This window comes from Rhizobium sp. WW22 (assembly GCF_047041135.1).
GTDB lineage: Bacteria > Pseudomonadota > Alphaproteobacteria > Rhizobiales > Rhizobiaceae > Rhizobium.
In genome coordinates this window covers 680,631-698,731 of sequence record NZ_CP178198.1, presented here as the reverse complement: position 1 = coordinate 698,731, position 18,101 = coordinate 680,631, and the positions used below count along the sequence as shown (strand labels likewise).

The following is an 18,101-nucleotide window of genomic DNA, read 5'->3' as shown; positions in this document are numbered from 1 at the left end:
GCGGCGGCGCGACGCTGATGGCAGCGGCAAACCCGCGGTCGAACTGAAGGATGGAGGCCGGTGTTTTGCATGTCCGCTGCTATTCCCGATCTTCGCCATTGTTCTCAAGACAGCCGTAAATAGTGGCTTGCCCTTCCCCCTACCGCCAGAATCAGGAATAAATCGGCACTGATTTGTCACGAGGACGATCCCAGGGTGTTCCGAGTTCCCCTTCTTGTTGCGCTTTCGCTTGTCATCGCCTTCGGCGGCGGGATCGTGTTCACGCTTCTGGCGCTGGATGCCACCTCCGGCTTCGGCGCGATCAAGCTTGGCGCCTGGCAGGCTTTCCCCGAAATGCAGACAGCGGATGCGGACCCTTATGCGAAATCCCATAGAGCGCGTGCCGGGCGGCTGCTCTATGGCACCGCCGAAGGGCTGGTGTTTACTGCCTCCGACGATGACGGCAAAGCGCGGCTGACCGCAAATTGCACCTACCGCATCAGCGGCCAGACGCCGCCGGCGAGACTATGGACCCTTTTCATCGCCGGTAATGACGGCCGTCCGGTCGAGGATGCTGCCGGTCGCCCCTCCACCATCAATTCCTGGGTGGTGCTGCGCAAGCCGGATTCGACCTTCAACATCACCGTTTCGTCCTCAGCCCAGGCGGGCAACTGGCTTGCCTTGCCCCCGTCTGGCAATTTCCGTCTGGTATGGACACTCCTGGATTCGCCGGCGGCCAGCAATTCCGGCCTGATCGATCTCGGTATGCCGAAACTCGAGAAGATCGGATGCGGCAATGTTTAGATTCGTCTTTGCGATTCTGACCGGCCTATTCGGTGCGGTACTGCTGCATATCATCATCATTCTGTCGCTGCCGCACTTCTCCGATCGTGACGCCTATACACGTGTGTCGGACGAAGGTGACGAGAACCATTTCTATATGCTCGACAACAAGGACGATGACGCGGGGCTTTCTAACGCTGATCCCTACATCCGCACGGCCGTCTGCGCTTTCGACATCGAGGATACGCCTGTTCATTTGACCGCGAAGGGCAAGGTGCCGTTCTGGTCGCTTGCCATCTATGACGCGGCATCCAATGAAGTGTTCAGCATGAGCGACCGCACATCGGTCGGCGGAGCGCTCGATCTGCTGCTTGCATCCCCCGTTCAGCTGACGGGCATACGCAAGGCACTACCGCCCGCCCTTGCCCAGTCGATCCTGGTGGAAGTGCCGCGGTCTCAAGGCTATGCGGTCCTACGCACGATGGCGCCGCAGGCAAGCTTCGACAATGCGGCGCGGGAATTTCTCTCACAGGCCGGGTGCGATGAATTCGACAATGGCTGAGATATTCTTGGGCTGAGATATTGCTGGAAGCGCAGGCCGCCAATTAAGCGGCTGGAGCTAGGTTGATCCGGGATAGCTGCCGGTATGAGCGCGGAACAGCTGATTGCGGCCGCAGCTGGCAAGTGCGCGCGAATTCGCTGCGCACTTGCTCGTTTGACGTGATTATTTCCCTTTTGCCCGCTTCGGTCCTGCGCCGGGCCGATGCGTTGGCGTATCAAGATGTTCGTAACGCACGCCGGTGAACAAGAGTATTCTCGCCTCCACCGGTTCCTTCTGGGCGCGCGGCGGCAGACGCAAACGCCAATCCGAAAGAGATATGATCTTTGCCATTCTCGTCTCCATTAACGTCTCGAGACGGATGAACCTGCGACTAGATTTCACCCTGCCCGCTGCTGAAGCGGGCTAGCGCTTCCTCCATCCAACCTCTCTGCTAGGGCTTCGATGGAGGCATCTACGCCTTCTCACGGCATTTCCCTTACACCGTGGCATGAGCACCGATTTTTGGCTCCCATGCTGTCTTTACACTCGATCACATTCTGCCAATGGCTGCTGTCAATCGGAATTCATACATATCGCAGTTAACAGAATGCTAATTCTCGTCGCGACTCATTTCCGGTATCGTTCTCCATGCTCTATTAACGCTCGGGCGACAGTTTTGGTTTCATCACCAGTGGAAAAATTCCAACTGCCGGCTTTCCTATAAAATCTAATAATATTATATACTTAACTGCGACGATGAGCTTCCACGTAAACAGAGCGGGAGGCATCGCGTTGCAGAAAAGCGTCACACAAATATTATTTGCGCTCACGAAAAATTAACGTAATGTAAGAATTGAAATTCGAGGGCAATCAATGTTTGCGACGGGCAGTTCCGTCTTTTCACCGGAGGATGTCACGGTCCTGCGTAATGCGTTGGACGGGTGGTGCCTGGAAAAGCGGATCGATATTAAAAGTACGGAAGCCCAGTTCGCGGCCACGGCGGCAATCGGCCTTTTTCAATCCGGCTACAACACCTCGGAAAAGCTGCTCGCGGCCTTGCGCGAGCACAAGGGCATCTAAAGAATCCCATCAGCATCAAGAGGCCGGATCTCCGCTTTTGCAGCGAGTGACGTCGCTTTTGACTATCTCCGCAACGGAAGCACTCATAGGTTGAATTTCGCTATGGGAACCTATGCCGAGAAAGGTTTTCCACAGGCCCGCTTGCGCCCAAACTGCCGTCCATGCGGACAAAATGCCGCTGCACTCCTCGCGCAAGCTTAACGCGCAATTTTTATTCGGATTTTAATAAAGTTTTCACGAAGCATTAACCCTGCCGGCCTTAGTCTTTCGCGAAAGCCAGATAAGGACGACCGTGTCCATACCCGTTTCGATAGTCATCGCCGAGAACGCCCTCTTTATCGAAAGAGTCGTCCGGTTCGACTGGAATGAATCGAAGCGGAAGCCATGGTCGATCTTGGGGCTCCCTGCTTTTTTGTTCGGCGTATCAGTATGGGTGTTGGCGTGCGTGATCGGTTTCGAGACCTTGAAGAGCCTGCGACTGTCCGCAAGAAGGACGTGGTTCTGATGGCGACGATCACCAGCTTCGAGGGCATGGGCCATCCGTCCAAATCGGAGCTTCGACAGTTCGCGGAGCTTTTCACCCCCGTTTTCCAGGCATCCTCCGACGAAGCGAAGCGACAGGCAGTTGCCGCCCTTTCCCAATGCGAAACGGTGCCGCAGGCCGTTGCCCTGTTCATCGGCTGTCAGCCGATCGCGATCGCCGCTCCCTTCCTGACAAGCTCGCAAGCGATCGATGACGAAACGCTTATCACCATTGCCCGCACGCAAGGGGCCGCCCACGCGCGCGCGATCGTCCGCCGCTCGTCCCTGTCCCCGAAAGTCATAGACGCGCTCGTCGGTCTGCATCAGGCAGAGCCGGAACGCGGTATGACAGTGGCGGAGCAGCCGGTTGATATGGTCTCATCGCAGGCCCAGACGTCAGAAACCGAACGGCAATCGCGTGAGGAAATCCTGCGGCAGCAGATCAAACAGGCTGCGCGCCATCTGACCCGCGACGACAGCGACAGACTCGGTCTGCGCAGTCTCAGCGAGACGCAGGAGGCACTCCTCGTCCGCTTTGCGCGCGAGCGCGATGCGGTGCAGTTCGCAACGACGCTCGCCGATGCCCTCTCCTCCAGTTACTGGCTCGCCGAACGCATCCTGCTCGACACTTCGGGGCAACAACTCGCCGTCACGCTCGTCAGCCTCGGCATGGGCATTGCCGATGCCGTCTATTCGCTCGAGCGCTTCTATCCGCACCTCGCCGAACGGCACGGCAGCGTCAGCCGGGCATGGCTGGTGCTCGATGATATCGATGCGGAGGAAAGTCAGGCGCGCGTCGAGGCCTGGCGCCGCGCCGACAGCTACACCTACCTGCCACAGGAAAAACCTTCCCATCGTCCTGCAACACCGCTGTTCGGGCCGAATTCGGCGTCCACGCGCGCGTTACGCGTGGCGAACCGTCGATAAGGACGGCTCAATCCAACGGATTGGCGCGGAAACCGGCCAAGGGGACGATATCGCCGATATCGTCCGTCTCAAGCTCGACGATCCACAAATCGGGATCGAACTTCAGCTCGCGATCAAGGGTTTCGCGGATTTCTTGCGGCTCCCTGCGGTCGACGCGGATTTCGAAAAGCCGCGTGCCGCTCTCCCCCTCATCGAAGAGGCTCTGCGGTGCCGGCGCGTAGAGGGTCTCTAATCCGTCGCGGAAACGCTGGCGGATGAAGATCGCGCCTGCCTGCTCCTCGCCCTTGCGCTCCACAGCAGCAAAATCGCCCCTGGCGAACAGGCGGCGGACAAGAGCGGAAACAAAGATGTCGCTGCGCAATCTCATAGGGGAGCTATAACGACGGCGGGCCGCCAAGGCAATCGAAGCCGTCCCCTACCCGATTGTGCCAACTCGAGGGATAAGCGTTCGGACGACACGCTCAAAGCGCGCCGATATCCTGCAGCTTCTTGAGGACCGCCATGCTCGGCTCCCCGGTCTCCGGCAAGCGATAGTGCTTCTGGAAACGCCGGATAGCTGCCTTCGTCTGCTCTCCGGCAACACCGTCGATGCTGACGTTGCTGTAGGCGATGTTGCTCAAGCCCTTCTGGATCTGCATGACCATGTTGACCGCATCGCTGGGCGTCGCCTTGGCCGCGACGGCGCCGGTCTTAATGTTCTTCTCGGCATTCTGGATGGCGGCGGCAACCGGGTCGATCGCATCCGCCGTAGCGGAAATATTGACGGGGCGTGCGGCGGGAACAACAGCTGTCGTATTCATTTTGTAGCTTGCAGCCTGGGCGTTTGCGGCATTGCTGGCCTTAAGGGCGGCGAGAAGTTCCGGCGTCGGCGTGCCGGTCTGTGAGAGGCCCGACGCCTCCTGGAAGAAAAGGATAGCCGATGTCGTGCGCGATCCCGGCTTTCCATCGACGGCGCCGTCATAAAGGCCGTGTCGGATAAGTTCGCCCTGGATATCGGCAATGAGTTTCGACGGCGCGCTGGACGATTGTGCTGCGACCTGGCCGGTTGACGACGGCGGGGCGAGATCAGACGCCGAATCCTGCCGCTCGATCCGGAAGGTGGTGACATTGCCTGCGTCGGCCTGCTGTGCATGCAAAAAGGATTTGCGGCCGGGGATCTGATAGGGAGACGCCGGATCACGGGTTCGCAATATGGGCGATGGATGCGCGCCCGTCTGATACCAGAGCGCGTTGGCGGTGACGAAACCGAAAACCCCGAAGAAGAGCGCGACGCCGCCAGCAATGGCGGGATGACGGCCGACTGCACTGCCGATCAGAGCGGCGAGCGCACCCGCACCGCGAAGGCCAAGGCCGCCCAGCGCGGTGCTGCCGCGCAGGCTCAGGCTGCCAAGGGCAACCGCACCACGGGAAGCCAGGCCGGGCTGCTTGCGCCTGCCCTTCCCCCTTCCCTTAGGCGATTTTCGCTTTTGCGGGGCCATTCATCAGTTCCTTATTTCGCCCTTCATCTATCTCCACAATATGTTTCAGGCGCGGCGGAAAATCGACAGGGCGATTGACATCCACAGGCTGCTGCATCGTCACGGCACCAGAGCCGTCGAACGGAATGAGGATGGTAATGACTGTGCCCTCGCCCGGCGCGCTGGCGATCGAGAAGTTTCCGCCGTGCAGGCCGACCAGGCCCTTGACCAGCGACAGACCGAGGCCGGTGCCGGCGTAACGACGGGTGTAATCGTTCTGGATCTGCACGAAGGGCTGACCGAGCGAGGCAAGGCGCTCGCTGGCAATGCCGATGCCCGTGTCTCCGATCGACAATTTCAGCATGCCATCGGCCATCGCCGCGTCAATGGTGATCGCGCCGCCGGCATCGGTAAACTTGATGGCGTTGCCGACCAGGTTGATGAGGATCTGCTGGATCGCCCGCTGGTCAGCGACGATCTCGCCGAGACCGCGCTGGATACGGCTTGTCAGCGTCAACCCCTTCTCCTTCGCCTGCAGTCCCAGCATTGCTTCGCACGTCGCAATGGTGTCTTCGATCGCGAAGGATTCGAGCAGCAGTTCGTAGCGGCCGGCCTCGATCTTGCTCATGTCGAGCATGGTATTGACGACAGACAGAAGATGGGCGCCCGACTGGCGGATCAAGCCGACATATTCGCGCTGGCGGTCATTTTCCAATTTGCCGAAATATTCGCCGCTCAGAATATCGGAGAAGCCCAGGATAGCGTTGAGCGGCGTGCGCAGCTCGTGGCTGACGGCAGCGAGGAAGCGTGACTTGGCGTCGTTGGCGGATTCCGCTTCGGCCGCCTTGCGCGCCGCATCATCGCGAAGCTGCTGGTCCTGCGATATATCGCGCAATTGCCCGATGATCGCCGTCAGATGCCCTTCGGCATCGCGGCGTGCACTCAATTCCATCCGCGCATGAACGAACTGCTGATCGCCACCCACGACCGCGGAGCGCTCCAGCCGCAAATCGGCGCCATGGGCATCCCTGCCCTGGCGCAGCACATCGATTGCCTGCAGGAAGACGATTCTGTCCGAGACATGAATCTGCTCGACGAAACCACGCCCGGTGGGATCGCGCATCCAGCTCAGGAATTCTGCGCGGTCACGACCACCCACCGTCGTCACATTGCCTTGGGAATCGAAGAGCAGGACGAGACCGAAGGCCGACTCCAGCATCAGGTCGCGGTGCTCGACGACAACGGCCTCGGCCGGACGAGATTCGGGCCGCTGGCGCGACAGCGCGATGCTGCCGACGGCCGAGAAGAGGAAGGCCGCGCAGACTGTGGCCACACCGGCAGGCAGCGCCACGGCCGGACTGGTAATAAAGGAAAGGCCGGCCGGAACAGCAAACAGCGCGACGGAAGAGGCGAGCGCAAGTCGGCGCAGGATCGCCAGTTCCTGCCCACGGACTTCGCCATTCCCGCTCGTCCGGGAGAGCCAGCTTCGGCCTACCCGGTCCACGAGAGCTTCAGCCCCGACAGAAATGTCACTCAATACGCGCACGCTACAACCCGTCAAAACGGTCACTTATCGGACTGCACAATAGGCTCCGGCGGCTTAAGGAAAGAATAAAGAAGGAACGGGCCGGGCGGCCGAAAAGCCTTCAAAATCCCGTTTTGGCGCAGAACGAGCGACCTTTGCTTTTTGTGGTTAACAGCAGGTAAGCAACGGATTTTATTCATATTTCCGCTGCGCGTTAACTTTTGTGACGAGGCCGGCCGCCGCAAAGCCCTGCATATCAACGGCATCCGGCGAGACATGCTTAACATCAATTGCTACAATTTGAACCAAAGTGTTCTTCAAAGTCGGAAAGCTAAAATTTGAATCAAAATTGCAGAAAATGCTGCCGAGTTTTGAAAAGCGCTGTTGTCCTCTGCCGGGTAGGTTCGAACCAGATCGGGCGGGCAAGTCCGAATCGGCGATCGAGCCGATCGACAGAGAGGATGGGCTAGGCGATGTGGTTTCTGATTAGAGCAGGGTTCTGGTTTTCGCTGGTTCTCATGTTCCTGCCGATCTTTGCAAAGCCCGAGGGTGCTCCCCGGCCGGCAGGTGAAACGACGCTACAGGTTTCCGATGCGATTTCAGCCGCCTCCGGTGTCGTGCAATATGTCGGCGCCATGTGCAATGAGAAGCCGGATGTATGTGCTAAGGGCGGCGAAACACTGACGGCGCTCGGCTATCAGGTTGGCGACGGCGCCCGCGTCGCCTACGATATGCTCGGCCGCCACTTCAAGGATCAGCAGTCTGCCGCCGAAGCCAATGTCGCGACGCCTCACGCTAACACCGATCAGGTTGCCGCCATGGCGCAGCCGATGCCGGCCAAGCGCATCACTGGTACAGAAACGGCTGACGTCGTCGTTACCGGCACGGTCAAGCTGCCGTCCTCTATTCCGCTGCCGATGCCGCGCCCACATATCTGACATTTCTTCCATTGGCCCCAACTTCAGCGCCGCGGACCTTTTAGGGGCAGCGGCGTTCTTTCTTGTCCCGGGTTCAAATCACGCATGGTTTCGCCTATATCCAAGGCAACGGACAATTTGGACTGCTGCAATGATACCGCTTGAGAAGATCATCGAAGACTTTTCCTTCCTGGACGAATGGGAGGATCGCTACCGCTTTGTGATCGAGCTCGGCAAGGCGCTGCCCGACCTGCCGGAGGAAAAGCGGACGCTGGAAAACAAGGTGCAGGGCTGTGCGAGCCAGGTCTGGCTCGTCACGCATGCATCTGGCGATCCAGACAATCCGATATTGACCTTTGAAGGCGATTCAGACGCACATATCGTGCGTGGGCTGGTGGCGATCGTGCTTGCAACCTATTCCGGAAAGCCGGCTTCGGAAATCGCCGTTCTCGACGCACTCGACGTCTTCGGCAAGATCGGCCTGGTGGAGCATCTCTCCTCGCAGCGCGCCAATGGATTGCGCTCGATGATCAAGCGTATTCGCGAAGAGGCTCGGGTCAGGACCGCGGCGTAGGTTGGATTTCCAGCAATCATTGCAGATAACCCGGCCCGAAAGCCGGATTATCTTCAGTCTGTCATGAAGCCCTTAGCGGGCGCCGCGCTTGCGGCGCTGGCCGAGGCCCATTTCCTTTGCAAGGCGTGAACGGGCTTCCGCATAAGCCGGTGCTACCATCGGGTAATCGGCAGCGAGATCCCACTTTTCACGATATTCTTCCGGCGAGAGGCCGTGATGAGTCATGAGATGGCGCTTCAGAGACTTGAAGCTGCCACCACATTCGAGGCAGGTAATCTGGTCATCCTGTACGGATTTACGAACGGATACGGCCGGCTTCTGCTTTTCGACCACGGTTACGGCAGGTGCCGGAGCCGAGGTGCTGCTCAAGGCGGAATGTACGTCGGAAATCAAATTCGGAAGGTCGCTGACCGGTACGACATGGTTACTGACATAGGCCGCAACAATGTCGGCAGTCAGTTCAACCAGTAACTCCTGCCCGTTGCCGAGGGCCGCATCTGTCATTGTGTTCTCCTGTTCATCGGCTTGCCTGCTGCGTCCACGCCTACGAAGAGCACGCAGGACGCAACGTTGCTAAATAATTTTGCGCCCGGCTAAAGAAATCTGTTGATTTCGCTATCTCCCAGCGCCGAGCAATCCGCGCGAACGCACTGCCCGTATTCGTAGCAGTCGACAGCAAGAAAACGGTGGATAAAGCCAAATTTCCCGCAGCATGAAATCCACCCCTAGACCTCATGCGAGAGAAAACCGCCCCTTGCCGCCTGATATCAAAATTAGTGACCCGCGATAACGATCTTTAATCGCTTACCGGAAGAAAGTTTTGCTCAGCGTTTTATCAAAGAAAGATAAAAGCATCGAGAGCTTAAACCCGGTCGAGACTAACTTAACATCAGAACTCTACTTGAATCTGAATTAGCACTCTTTACCCAAATGTCCAGTTTTTAATCCCTACATTTCTTTGCAAAAAATTCATCTATTAAAAAGCAGGTAACTAATAACGCGAAAAGTTATTCCTAATAGAACAATTTCCGCGTTTGTTAGCCCTTTTTTCTATATCCTCGTACTGCGATTTGCTCTCTTGCGAGGAGTTCATCCCGTACTGAAGGCGGCGTTAGCCGATGGCCTGCCTTGTGTGCCGCACGCGCGAGAAGATGCGCCGCAATGGGCGCCGTCAAGATGAAAAAAACAAACCCGGCCAATGCCCGCGCCAGAATCGCCATGTCCTGCGAGTGGATGCCGACGGCAAGTAACAACAGGCCGGAGCCGACGGTGCCCGCCTTCGACGCGGCATGCATGCGACTGTAGAGATCGGGTAGACGCACGATGCCAATCGCCGCGATAAGCGAGAACAACGCACCCGAAAGTAGAAGCGCCGTTACTATGACGGCCCAAAGCATATCCACTATCGGCCTCCCTTCTTTCGCTTGCGCCTTCGTATCTTTCCGCGCTCAGCAATGACGTCGGCATTCTGCCCAGCGCCGACCCGTTCGGCCGCATTCGATTGTGCCTGCGTCAGGATAAACCGCGCGAAGGCGACGGTGGCGAGAAAGCCGACAAGACCGAGCGAAATGGCGATATCGATATACAGCGTGAACCCGGTCTTGATGGCAATGACAGCGATGAAGCCGATGGCGATCGCGACCAGCATGTCGAGTGCCAGGACCCTGTCCGGCAATGTCGGGCCGGCAACGACACGATAGACGGTCAGCAGGAACGCCACGCTCAGAATGCCGAGCGCCACCATGGCACCGGCCGAAACAACGGATGCGGCGATCATCGGAAAGCCTCCATGATCCGGCGTTCGAAACCATCTGCGATACTGCGCCGGATGGCCTCCGGATCGGAGCAATCGAGCGCGTGCACGTAGAGTATCTTACGGTCGTCGGAAACATCGACGGATAGGGTGCCGGGCGTCAGCGTGATCAGATTGGCAAGTAGAGTGATTTCGAAATCACGGTCGACCGTCAGCGGAAATGCAAAGATCCCGGGCTTCACGTCGATCTTCGGGCTCATGACCGCCACGGCGACCGCCCAGGCCGATTTGGCAAGCTCACCCAGAAACAGCAGCAACAGCGAAATTATCTTGCGCACCCGGCCCAGATAGAGCCCTCCTCCATAGGACGCCCGGACGATCGACAGGGCAACTGCCGCAAGGACGAAGCCGAACAGGAGGTTGAGGAAAGAGGCGCTGCCAGTGATGGCCACCCAAACAATGGCAAGCAGCAGGTTGAAGATAAACAGGATCATTGAGCGCCTCCCGCCGCCGGAAAGACGGATTGCAGATAGGCCGTCGGCTGCTCGAGGCCGAGAGCGGCCGCATGCGTCAAGCGCAGGAGCCATTCCGGAAACAAGCCGAAGCCCACGACAAGCAGGGTCAGACCAAGAAGCGGCAGCGTGGCATGCCATTTCATCCGCTCCGCCGTGGCGCTGGCTGCGGCGGAACGCCAATAGGCAAGCAGAAACACCCGCCCGAAAACGATGGTCGTCGGAATCCAACAAGAAGGATTGCCGCGGCGAGCCACCAGGCCCCCGCCGCAAACGCCGCCTTGACGAGTACGACCTTAGGCCAGAAGCCCGAAAATGGCGGCAGGCCGCTAATGGCGAAGAACAGGACCAGCGAGAGGCCGGCAAACCAGCCGTTTTGGCGATAGATGCCGCCAAGGACTGTCAATGAAAAGCCTCCGCCGAGATGCGCCGCCTGCCCGGCAATCAGGTAAAGCGCCGTCATCAACACCATCGAATGCAAGGCGTAGAAGATCGTTCCGCTGAGACCGTCGACACTGCCGAGAGCCACGCCCGCCAGCATCGTGCCGATGCCGGATATGACGATGTAGCCCAGCATTCGGCGGATATCATTTGCACCCAGCGCACCCATCACCCCGACAAGCATAGTCACGATGGCGATGATCGTAACAAGCGGGCCGAGCCCTGCCCGCTCGACAGGCAACAGCATGACCAGAATCCGGATCAGTGCATAGATGCCCACCTTGGTCAGCAAGCCGGCAAACAAAGCCGAAACGGTGATGCGCGGGGTGTGGTAGGAGGCTGGAAGCCAGAAATTGACCGGGAAGGCGGCGGCCTTCATGCCGAAAGCCAGCAGGAACAGGCCGGCGAGCGTCATCAGCGGCGCGTTGCTGTCACCCGCCCTCACCTTCACCGCGATATCGGCCATGTTGAGCGTGCCGAAAACAGCGTAGAGATAACCCACGGAAACGAGGAAGAGCGTGGTCGCGATGAGGTTCAATACGGCATATTTCAGGGCGCCGTCGATCTGCTCCGGCTCCGAGCCAAGGATCAGCAGGCCGAAGGAAGAGATCAGGAGCACCTCGAACCATACATAGAGATTGAAGACGTCGCCTGTCAGAAAGGCGCCGCTGACGCCGGCAAGCAGCAGCATCAGGAATGGAAAGAAGCCATATCGCCGGCTGCTCCCGGTGATTTCGCCAAGCGAATAGAAACTGGCAGCTAGCGCGACGACCGCCGCCGTCAAGGCCATGAGCGCGCCGAAAATATCGACGGTGAAGGCGATGCCGAAGGGCGGCAGCCATCGCCCCATGACCATGGTCACGGCGCCCTCGCGGAGGACCCTATAGAGCAAGGCGGCATCGATCAGCACTAGCAGCACAAGGCCGGGAATGGCGACCGCCGCCTGCCATTCGGTGCGATTGCGCAGCATCAGAAGGATCGCACCGAGCCCGATGCACAAGGCGATCGGCGAAATAACGAGCCAATGTCCCATCGGTATCGGCGCGGCAACCAGCGCTTGGGAGAGATCAATTGCGGTATCCGTGGGTCCGGCCATGGCGTCAGTACCCCAAGGGCGGCAGTGGCCGCTCCTCCGGTTCGGCGAGCCGCATTTCGTCCGTGTCGTCGGTTTTCAAGGCCTGATAGGCCCGATAAGTCAGGACAAGCAGAAAGGCCAGGAACGAGAAGGAAATGACGATCGCAGTCAGGATCAATGCCTGCGGCAGCGGATTGGCGGCTGCAAGATCGAGCGTGGCCGCCCCTTTCTGAATGATCGGCGGCACTTCGGGCGTGACCCGGCCGGCCGTGAACAGCAGAAGGTTGACGGCGTTGCCGAGGATCGCAATGCCGAGCATGATGCGGATCGAGTATCGCGACAGCATCAGATAGATCGCAGCGGTGAAGAAGATGCCGACGACGACGGCGAAGACGGCTTCCATCAATCCACCTCCCGCTCTTCGAGCGCGAGCGCGATCGAGGTGATGGCACCGACGACGACCAGATAGACACCTGTGTCGAAGAGCATGACGGTGGAAAGCGGCACTTCGACACCGAAGAGATGCGGATAGATCCACAGCCCCGTCATGAACGGCACGCCAGCCAACAAGGACAGGATGCCTGCGATGGTGGCCGCAAGCAGCCCAAAGCCGGCAATCGACAGCGGATGGAAGACAATCGCGCGCCGGACCGCGGTCACACCACAGGCGATGCCATAGATCGCGAGCGCCGAAGCCGCGATCAGGCCGCCGATAAAGCCGCCACCGGGCTCGTTATGGCCGCGCAGCAGCACGAAGACGGAGAAGAGCAACATCAGGGCCGTCAGAAACGGCGCGGCGGTGCGGAAGATCAGCGTATTCATGAGCGCTTGGCCTCCATCCCTTCCTCGAAACCGAGCTTCTCCTCAAGATCAGGGTCATTCGCCGCCAGTTTGCGTTCGCCGCCCGCCCGGATACGGATCAGCGCCAGGATCGCAAGACCGGTTATGGCGACGACGGCGATTTCGCCGAGCGTATCCGTGCCGCGGAAGTCGACGATGATGACGTTCACCACATTGTCGCCATGCGCGATCAGCTTCGAATATTGATTGAAGAAGGCGGTCAGCGTCAGATCGAACGGCGCCTGGGTCACCTTCAGCAGCAGGAGTGCAAAGCCGCTGCCGCAGGCAGTGGCAAGCACGGCATGGGCGGTCCTGGCGAGCGGTGGCCGGCGATCGGAAGGCGAAAGCCGCAGGCGCGTCATGACAAGCGCCAGGATCACCACCGCAAGCGTCTCGACCATGAACTGCGTGAAGGAAAGATCCGGCGCGCCGAACAGCAGGAAGATGACGGCGACGGCAAAGCCCTGGATGCCGAGCGAAACGATCGCCGTCAGCCGGTCGCGCGCAAAGACCACCGCCGCAACGCCGATGACCGCGATCAGGAAGATCGTCGCCTCATGCCATTGCAGGTTCGGCCAGGCTGGCATGGCGGGCAGTTCGCCGTGGATCATAGGAGGAATCAGCAGCATTGCCGCCAGGCAGAGGAAGGTGATGGTGACGTAGATTTCCAGCCGGCCGGGCTGCAGGAGACGGAAGACGCCATGCGACAGCCGCACCAGGCCGGAAATGAAGCCGTCGAAGCCGCGATCCGGTCCAGGCCCGAGGGCGCGCAGCACGACGGACATCAGGAAGCGGGCGCGATCGAGCTGCCAGTAGACGATGACGCCGATCAGGACGGTGACCAGCGAAAGCGCCAAAGGCAAGCCGATATGCGGGATCAAGGAGATCGAAATCTCCAATCGCTTGCCGCCGACCGCGCTCGCCATTGGCGAAGAGACATACGCGTGCCAAGGGGCCGAAAACAAAGCCGACAGGAGGCCGAGAAGAGCGAGCACCACCGGCCCCAACCAGAGCAACGGTGGCGCCTCATGCGGCTGGTGAGGCGTTTCGATGCGCGGCCCTATGAACGGCTTCAACGCCACGGCAAAGGCGATGGCAAACATCAGCGCATTGCCGGCCACGGCGATGATGGTGAGGAGGATCGCAGCCGGCGATGACTGCGCGAGCGCAGCATAGATTTCTTCCTTAGCAAGGAAGCCGAAAGCCGGCGGCAGACCACCCATCGACACCGCCGCAGCAAGCGCGGTTGCAAAGGTCAGCGGCATGGCCGAACGCAGGCCGCCAAGCCGGGTGATATCGCGCGTCCCGGTTTCATGATCGACGATGCCGGCGACCATGAACAAGGCGCCCTTGAAGAGCGAATGCGCGACGAGATAGAGGACGGCGGCCTCGACGGCATAATCCGTGCCGAAACCGGTGAGCATCACGAGCAGGCCGAGCGAGGAGACTGTCGTATAGGCAAGCTTCAGCTTCAGATCGGTCTGGCGAATGGCAAGTAGAGTTCCGACGAGCAGTGTCGCTGCGCCGAAGGCCGGCAGGATCGTTTGCCAGGCCATTGTCCCGCCCATGACCGGATTGAGCCGCATGAGAAGGTAGACGCCTGCCTTTACCATGGTTGCGGAGTGCAGATAGGCCGAGACCGGGGTCGGCGCTTCCATGGCATTCGGCAGCCAGAAGTGAAACGGGAACTGCGCCGATTTGGTAAAGGCGCCGCCGAGCACAAGAATGAGGACTGCAAGATAGAACGGGCTTGCGCGCATGATATCGCCCGCCTTCAGGAGATCAGATATTGCGCCGATACCGGTCGCCTGCCAGATCAACAGCAGGCCAGCCAGCAGCAGAAGCCCGCCGCCGCCAGTGACGACGAGCGCCTGCAGCGCCGCCCGCCGTGACGCTTCCCGATGATGATCGAAGCCGATCAACAGGAAGGAGGTGATCGAGGTCAGCTCCCAGAAGACGAAGAGCGTCAGGAAACTGTCCGAAACCACGAGCCCGAGCATCGAGCCCATGAAAAGAAAGATGAACGAGAAGAATCGGCCGAGATCGACATGCCCCTTCAGATAGCCGCCGGCATAGAGGACGATCAGCGTGCCGATGCCGGTGATGAGCAGAGCGAAAGTGAGCGACAGGCCGTCAATCAGCCAGGAAAACCTAAGATCAAGGCTCGGCACCCAATCGAAACCGCCAAGCTGGACGCGACCGGCGGCGACAGTGGGAAGGAGGCTCGCAAAATGAAGGAAGGCGAAGCCGGGAAGCAGCGCCAGGAGCCACGCCGCATCGTGGCCCAAACGCCGAACGACAACCGGCGCGATCAGCGCACCGAGAAAGGGCAGGCATAGAGCCAGGAATGTCAGGCCCGCGGCGGCGGCGGCCATGTTCCCCCCAAACTGAACGTTTATGCAGAATCCGGCAAAGCCGTAGCGGTCTTGAAGGGATAGGCGAAAGGGCACATGGCCTCAAGCCCTGCCGAGGGAAAACCGGACTTAAACCACTGAAATCGATTTTTGCTGCCAGCGGCCTTAGCGGTTGCCGGACATAACGGATCGTCCGGAAGCCCACGATGCCGGTTTGGACGTCGCATCATTGCCGAATTCCCGTCATTACTGCATGGCTCGCAATGAAGTTGTAATGAATTTGCGCTAATTTATCGGTATTTTCTGAACCGCTATGGAAATTGCGCTCAAAAAAGCGCTACTCTTGACCGGTTTGCAGACCCTGCCTCCCGGAAACCGCAATGCTCACCCGCGTCATTAGCCTCCTGCTCCTTTCGACCATCCCGGTCTCTGCCGCGGACTGGTGGTCCTATGACAATGCAGGTCTTGGCTATGCGATCGAGCTGCCGTCGGAATTCCGTCTTACCGCCCCTTCCGAGGATACCGACCGGCTTTCGCTATCGCCGGCAGATCGCTCGGCTTCGCTGCAGGTCTTCGGCACGATGATCGCCAATGGCGATTTCATTTCGGAGGCGAATGGGCGCGTGGCGCTCGCCAGGGACCAGGGCTGGAAAATTTCCTATTCGAAATCGAACTCTCGCGGCATCAGCTTTTCCGGCACGAGGCAGGGGCGCATCGTTTATGTGCGTGGGGTCGCGCTCTGCAACGGAGGCGCCGCCTTCTTCCAGATGGATTATTCAAAGGCTGATATGCAGCGCTACGACGCCGTCGTCATGCGCCTGGTGCGCAGCCTGCGTTCGACGAAGAAATGCGCGCCCACAGCCGAGATCGTCAAAAATTTTCCGGCGACAGGCTGAAACAGGTCAGCACCGCAGAATAGTGTACGGCGGCCGCGGTAACGACGAAGCCATGCCAGATGGCGTTCTGGAAACGCAGCCTTTCCCAGACGTGAAAGACCACGCCGAGCGAATAGATCACGCCGCCGATGACGATGAGCAGCATCGAGGCAAACGGGATATGCATGGAAACGGGCTCGGCGACGAGGACGCCACTCCAGCCCATCGCAAGGTAGAGCAGGATCGCCAGTCGATCGAAGCGTCCCGGGAAAAGGACCTTCAGGATGATGCCGAAGGCCGCAAAGACCCAGACGGCGATCAGCACGCCCAAAAGCAGCGGATCTTCGGCCCCCCGCTCCAGAAACGGCGTATAGGTGGCGGCGATGAGGACATAGATGAAGGAATGATCGAAGCGGCGGAGAAACCATTTCGTCCTGGACACGGGCCATAAATTGTAGGTGAAGGACATCCCGAGCGTCAGCACCAGACCGACGCCATAGATCCAGGCGGCGGCGATACCGCCGTAGGAGCTCCAAACCGTCGCATAGAAGATCAATACGGTGGCGCCGATCAGCGCGAAGACCACGCCGACACCATTGACGATGCCGTCCGCGATAATCTCATATCGGTCATAGGCCCAACGGATGCCTCTGTACTCGGTCATTTCATCCGGTTCCGTTTCCGTAGCGCATCGATCCTTGCACCGGAGCGAAGAGGACGCAACTGCGCCAAACGCGCGCATCGATCAATCTTCGTGAATGGCGTGCTGCCGGCCTGCTCGCCCCGTCAATGGAAAGCGAACGCTCAATCCGCAATTTATGGCCTTCTGTGAACAATCGAAATCCGCCATATGAATGTGCAAGTACAGCGGGCCAGGGGATCAAAGAGGCATATCAACCGGCGAAACCCTCCTGCCCGCCGCTGGCGGCCATTGCCGCCGACGCCGGTTGCCTTTTTCAAGATTATCGAGGTTGGAACTCACCCCATGACCGAAGCCGCCCCCTCCTACGCCTTGACCCGTCCTGCCTATGTCGGCGGATCCCATCTTGTCGTTACCGATCTACCGCTCGTGTCGCGCTTCTACCAGGATATGCTTGGCCTGAAGGTCATCGAGAAGACGGCAAGCGGCGAGGTTTTGGGCGTCACCGGTCATCCCCTTCTGACGCTGACGACGGATCGGGCCGCGACGCGTGCGCCGACAACGGCCGCCGGCCTGTTTCACACCGCCTTCCTGATGCCGAGCCGCGTCGAGCTGGCGCGCTGGCTTCGCCATGCCGCCCAAAACAATGTCGTGCTGGAAGGCGCTTCGGACCATATCGTTAGTGAAGCCATTTACCTGTCCGACCCGGAAGGCAATGGCATCGAGATCTATGCCGACCGGCCGCATGAGCAATGGACGTTTCACGATGACGGCACGGTCGAGATGGCTACGCTCCGGCTCGATCTGCAGAAGCTCTACGAAAGCGCTCCGCAGGATCGCTGGGACGGCATGGCTGAGGGCTCGGCCATCGGCCACATCCACCTGCAGGTCGGCGATGTGGCCGAAGCGAACGCCTTCTATCGCGACGTGCTCGGCATGAAGGTCATGGCGGCGCGCTATCCGGGCGCGACCTTCCTTGCCACCGGCGGCTACCACCATCATCTCGGCGCCAATACGTGGAACAGCCGGGGTGCCGGCGTGCGCAGCGAGCATATGACCGGCCTTTCCGACTATACGCTGCGGTTCAACGACAAGGCTGCGCTCGACAAGGCAGCAGCGGCTCTGGAGAAGCACGAAATCAAGACCGAGAAACGTGATGGTGGCATATCGCTGCGCGATCCCTGGGGCATTGGGCTGAACCTGATCGCCTGATTTGCTTCTATTCGCTATCGCTTCATGCCCGTTACGGAACCGGAACAAGCCTTTCCGCGTTTGAATGGTGAGGCGATCGTGCCTTCAGGAACCC

Annotated in this window: 20 protein-coding genes and 1 pseudogene; 8 read left to right on the top strand and 13 right to left on the bottom strand. The window is 59.5% G+C overall.

The window, feature by feature from the left end:
- Window positions 1-195 precede the first annotated feature (195 nt).
- Window positions 196-783, top strand: coding sequence for a DUF1214 domain-containing protein (locus tag ACK83U_RS03570; RefSeq protein WP_112607510.1), 588 nt, complete (start codon window positions 196-198; stop codon window positions 781-783).
- Complete coding sequence (locus ACK83U_RS03565) at window positions 776-1,324, top strand: DUF1254 domain-containing protein (protein ID WP_112607512.1); 549 nt, start codon at window positions 776-778, stop codon at window positions 1,322-1,324. Before ACK83U_RS03570 ends, ACK83U_RS03565 begins: the two co-directional genes overlap by 8 nt.
- Window positions 1,325-1,486: 162 nt before the next feature.
- Here the strand turns inward: ACK83U_RS03565 and ACK83U_RS03560 are convergent, their stop codons facing one another.
- Window positions 1,487-1,654, bottom strand: coding sequence for a hypothetical protein (locus ACK83U_RS03560; RefSeq protein WP_015339217.1), 168 nt, complete (start codon window positions 1,652-1,654; stop codon window positions 1,487-1,489).
- A gap of 522 nt (window positions 1,655-2,176) precedes the next feature.
- On the opposite strand from ACK83U_RS03560, the gene ACK83U_RS03555 reads away from it, so the two are divergent.
- Together ACK83U_RS03555 and ACK83U_RS03550 are read left to right on the top strand one after the other, a co-directional pair.
- Window positions 2,177-2,383 carry a hypothetical protein gene (locus tag ACK83U_RS03555; RefSeq protein ID WP_015339216.1) on the top strand — a complete coding sequence of 69 codons (207 nt, stop codon included), beginning with the start codon at window positions 2,177-2,179 and terminating at the stop codon, window positions 2,381-2,383.
- 441 nt (window positions 2,384-2,824) lie between these two features.
- A complete protein-coding gene (locus ACK83U_RS03550; RefSeq protein WP_348648121.1) occupies window positions 2,825-3,832 on the top strand; it encodes a DUF2336 domain-containing protein in 1,008 nt (335 codons plus the stop codon).
- A gap of 7 nt (window positions 3,833-3,839) precedes the next feature.
- On the opposite strand, the gene ACK83U_RS03545 is transcribed toward ACK83U_RS03550, so the two are convergent.
- From ACK83U_RS03545 to ACK83U_RS03535, 3 genes are all read right to left on the bottom strand, one after another.
- The gene (locus ACK83U_RS03545) at window positions 3,840-4,199 is read right to left on the bottom strand and encodes a DUF1491 family protein (protein ID WP_112607516.1); all 360 of its coding nucleotides are present in this window, start codon (window positions 4,197-4,199) and stop codon (window positions 3,840-3,842) included.
- Window positions 4,200-4,293: 94 nt separating this feature from the next.
- Window positions 4,294-5,310, bottom strand: coding sequence for a peptidoglycan-binding protein (locus ACK83U_RS03540; protein WP_112607518.1), 1,017 nt, complete (start codon window positions 5,308-5,310; stop codon window positions 4,294-4,296).
- Window positions 5,282-6,835 (bottom strand): ATP-binding protein, encoded by a 1,554-nt coding sequence (locus ACK83U_RS03535; protein WP_112607520.1) that lies wholly within the window; start codon window positions 6,833-6,835, stop codon window positions 5,282-5,284. Before ACK83U_RS03535 ends, ACK83U_RS03540 begins: the two co-directional genes overlap by 29 nt.
- Before the next feature lie 452 nt (window positions 6,836-7,287).
- Between ACK83U_RS03535 and ACK83U_RS03530 the strand changes: the two genes are divergently transcribed.
- Together ACK83U_RS03530 and ACK83U_RS03525 are read left to right on the top strand one after the other, a co-directional pair.
- Window positions 7,288-7,752, top strand: a complete 465-nt coding sequence (locus ACK83U_RS03530; RefSeq protein ID WP_112607522.1) for a DUF5330 domain-containing protein — start codon at window positions 7,288-7,290, stop codon at window positions 7,750-7,752.
- A 130-nt stretch (window positions 7,753-7,882) separates the two neighbouring features.
- Window positions 7,883-8,305, top strand: coding sequence for a SufE family protein (locus ACK83U_RS03525; RefSeq protein WP_112607524.1), 423 nt, complete (start codon window positions 7,883-7,885; stop codon window positions 8,303-8,305).
- A 72-nt stretch (window positions 8,306-8,377) separates the two neighbouring features.
- On the opposite strand, the gene ACK83U_RS03520 is transcribed toward ACK83U_RS03525, so the two are convergent.
- From ACK83U_RS03520 to ACK83U_RS03485, 8 genes and pseudogenes are all read right to left on the bottom strand, one after another.
- The gene (locus ACK83U_RS03520; RefSeq protein WP_015339209.1) at window positions 8,378-8,809 is read right to left on the bottom strand and encodes a MucR family transcriptional regulator; all 432 of its coding nucleotides are present in this window, start codon (window positions 8,807-8,809) and stop codon (window positions 8,378-8,380) included.
- A 533-nt stretch (window positions 8,810-9,342) separates the two neighbouring features.
- The gene (gene mnhG / locus ACK83U_RS03515; RefSeq protein WP_210294570.1) at window positions 9,343-9,702 is read right to left on the bottom strand and encodes a monovalent cation/H(+) antiporter subunit G; all 360 of its coding nucleotides are present in this window, start codon (window positions 9,700-9,702) and stop codon (window positions 9,343-9,345) included.
- Between the two features lie 5 nt (window positions 9,703-9,707).
- Window positions 9,708-10,082, bottom strand: a complete 375-nt coding sequence (locus tag ACK83U_RS03510; protein ID WP_112607528.1) for a cation:proton antiporter — start codon at window positions 10,080-10,082, stop codon at window positions 9,708-9,710.
- Window positions 10,079-10,552 carry a Na+/H+ antiporter subunit E gene (locus ACK83U_RS03505; protein ID WP_112607530.1) on the bottom strand — a complete coding sequence of 158 codons (474 nt, stop codon included), beginning with the start codon at window positions 10,550-10,552 and terminating at the stop codon, window positions 10,079-10,081. Before ACK83U_RS03505 ends, ACK83U_RS03510 begins: the two co-directional genes overlap by 4 nt.
- Window positions 10,549-12,107, bottom strand: a pseudogene (locus ACK83U_RS03500) (Na+/H+ antiporter subunit D). Before ACK83U_RS03500 ends, ACK83U_RS03505 begins: the two are co-directional and overlap by 4 nt.
- A gap of 4 nt (window positions 12,108-12,111) precedes the next feature.
- Complete coding sequence (locus ACK83U_RS03495; RefSeq protein WP_112607534.1) at window positions 12,112-12,489, bottom strand: Na+/H+ antiporter subunit C; 378 nt, start codon at window positions 12,487-12,489, stop codon at window positions 12,112-12,114.
- Window positions 12,489-12,908 carry a Na+/H+ antiporter subunit B gene (locus ACK83U_RS03490; RefSeq protein WP_112335621.1) on the bottom strand — a complete coding sequence of 140 codons (420 nt, stop codon included), beginning with the start codon at window positions 12,906-12,908 and terminating at the stop codon, window positions 12,489-12,491. Before ACK83U_RS03490 ends, ACK83U_RS03495 begins: the two co-directional genes overlap by 1 nt.
- Entirely contained in the window at window positions 12,905-15,301 is a 2,397-nt protein-coding gene (locus ACK83U_RS03485) for a putative monovalent cation/H+ antiporter subunit A (RefSeq protein WP_112607536.1), read from the bottom strand. Before ACK83U_RS03485 ends, ACK83U_RS03490 begins: the two co-directional genes overlap by 4 nt.
- Before the next feature lie 359 nt (window positions 15,302-15,660).
- Here ACK83U_RS03485 and ACK83U_RS03480 point away from each other — a divergent pair, with 359 nt between their 5' ends.
- Window positions 15,661-16,176, top strand: coding sequence for a hypothetical protein (locus ACK83U_RS03480; protein ID WP_112335619.1), 516 nt, complete (start codon window positions 15,661-15,663; stop codon window positions 16,174-16,176).
- Here ACK83U_RS03480 and trhA read toward each other — a convergent pair.
- Complete coding sequence (gene trhA, locus ACK83U_RS03475; protein WP_112607538.1) at window positions 16,151-16,819, bottom strand: PAQR family membrane homeostasis protein TrhA; 669 nt, start codon at window positions 16,817-16,819, stop codon at window positions 16,151-16,153. The two genes, ACK83U_RS03480 and trhA, sit on opposite strands and share 26 nt — an antisense overlap.
- A gap of 321 nt (window positions 16,820-17,140) precedes the next feature.
- On the opposite strand from trhA, the gene ACK83U_RS03470 reads away from it, so the two are divergent.
- Window positions 17,141-18,007 carry a VOC family protein gene (locus ACK83U_RS03470; RefSeq protein WP_112607540.1) on the top strand — a complete coding sequence of 289 codons (867 nt, stop codon included), beginning with the start codon at window positions 17,141-17,143 and terminating at the stop codon, window positions 18,005-18,007.
- Window positions 18,008-18,101: the final 94 nt, after the last annotated feature.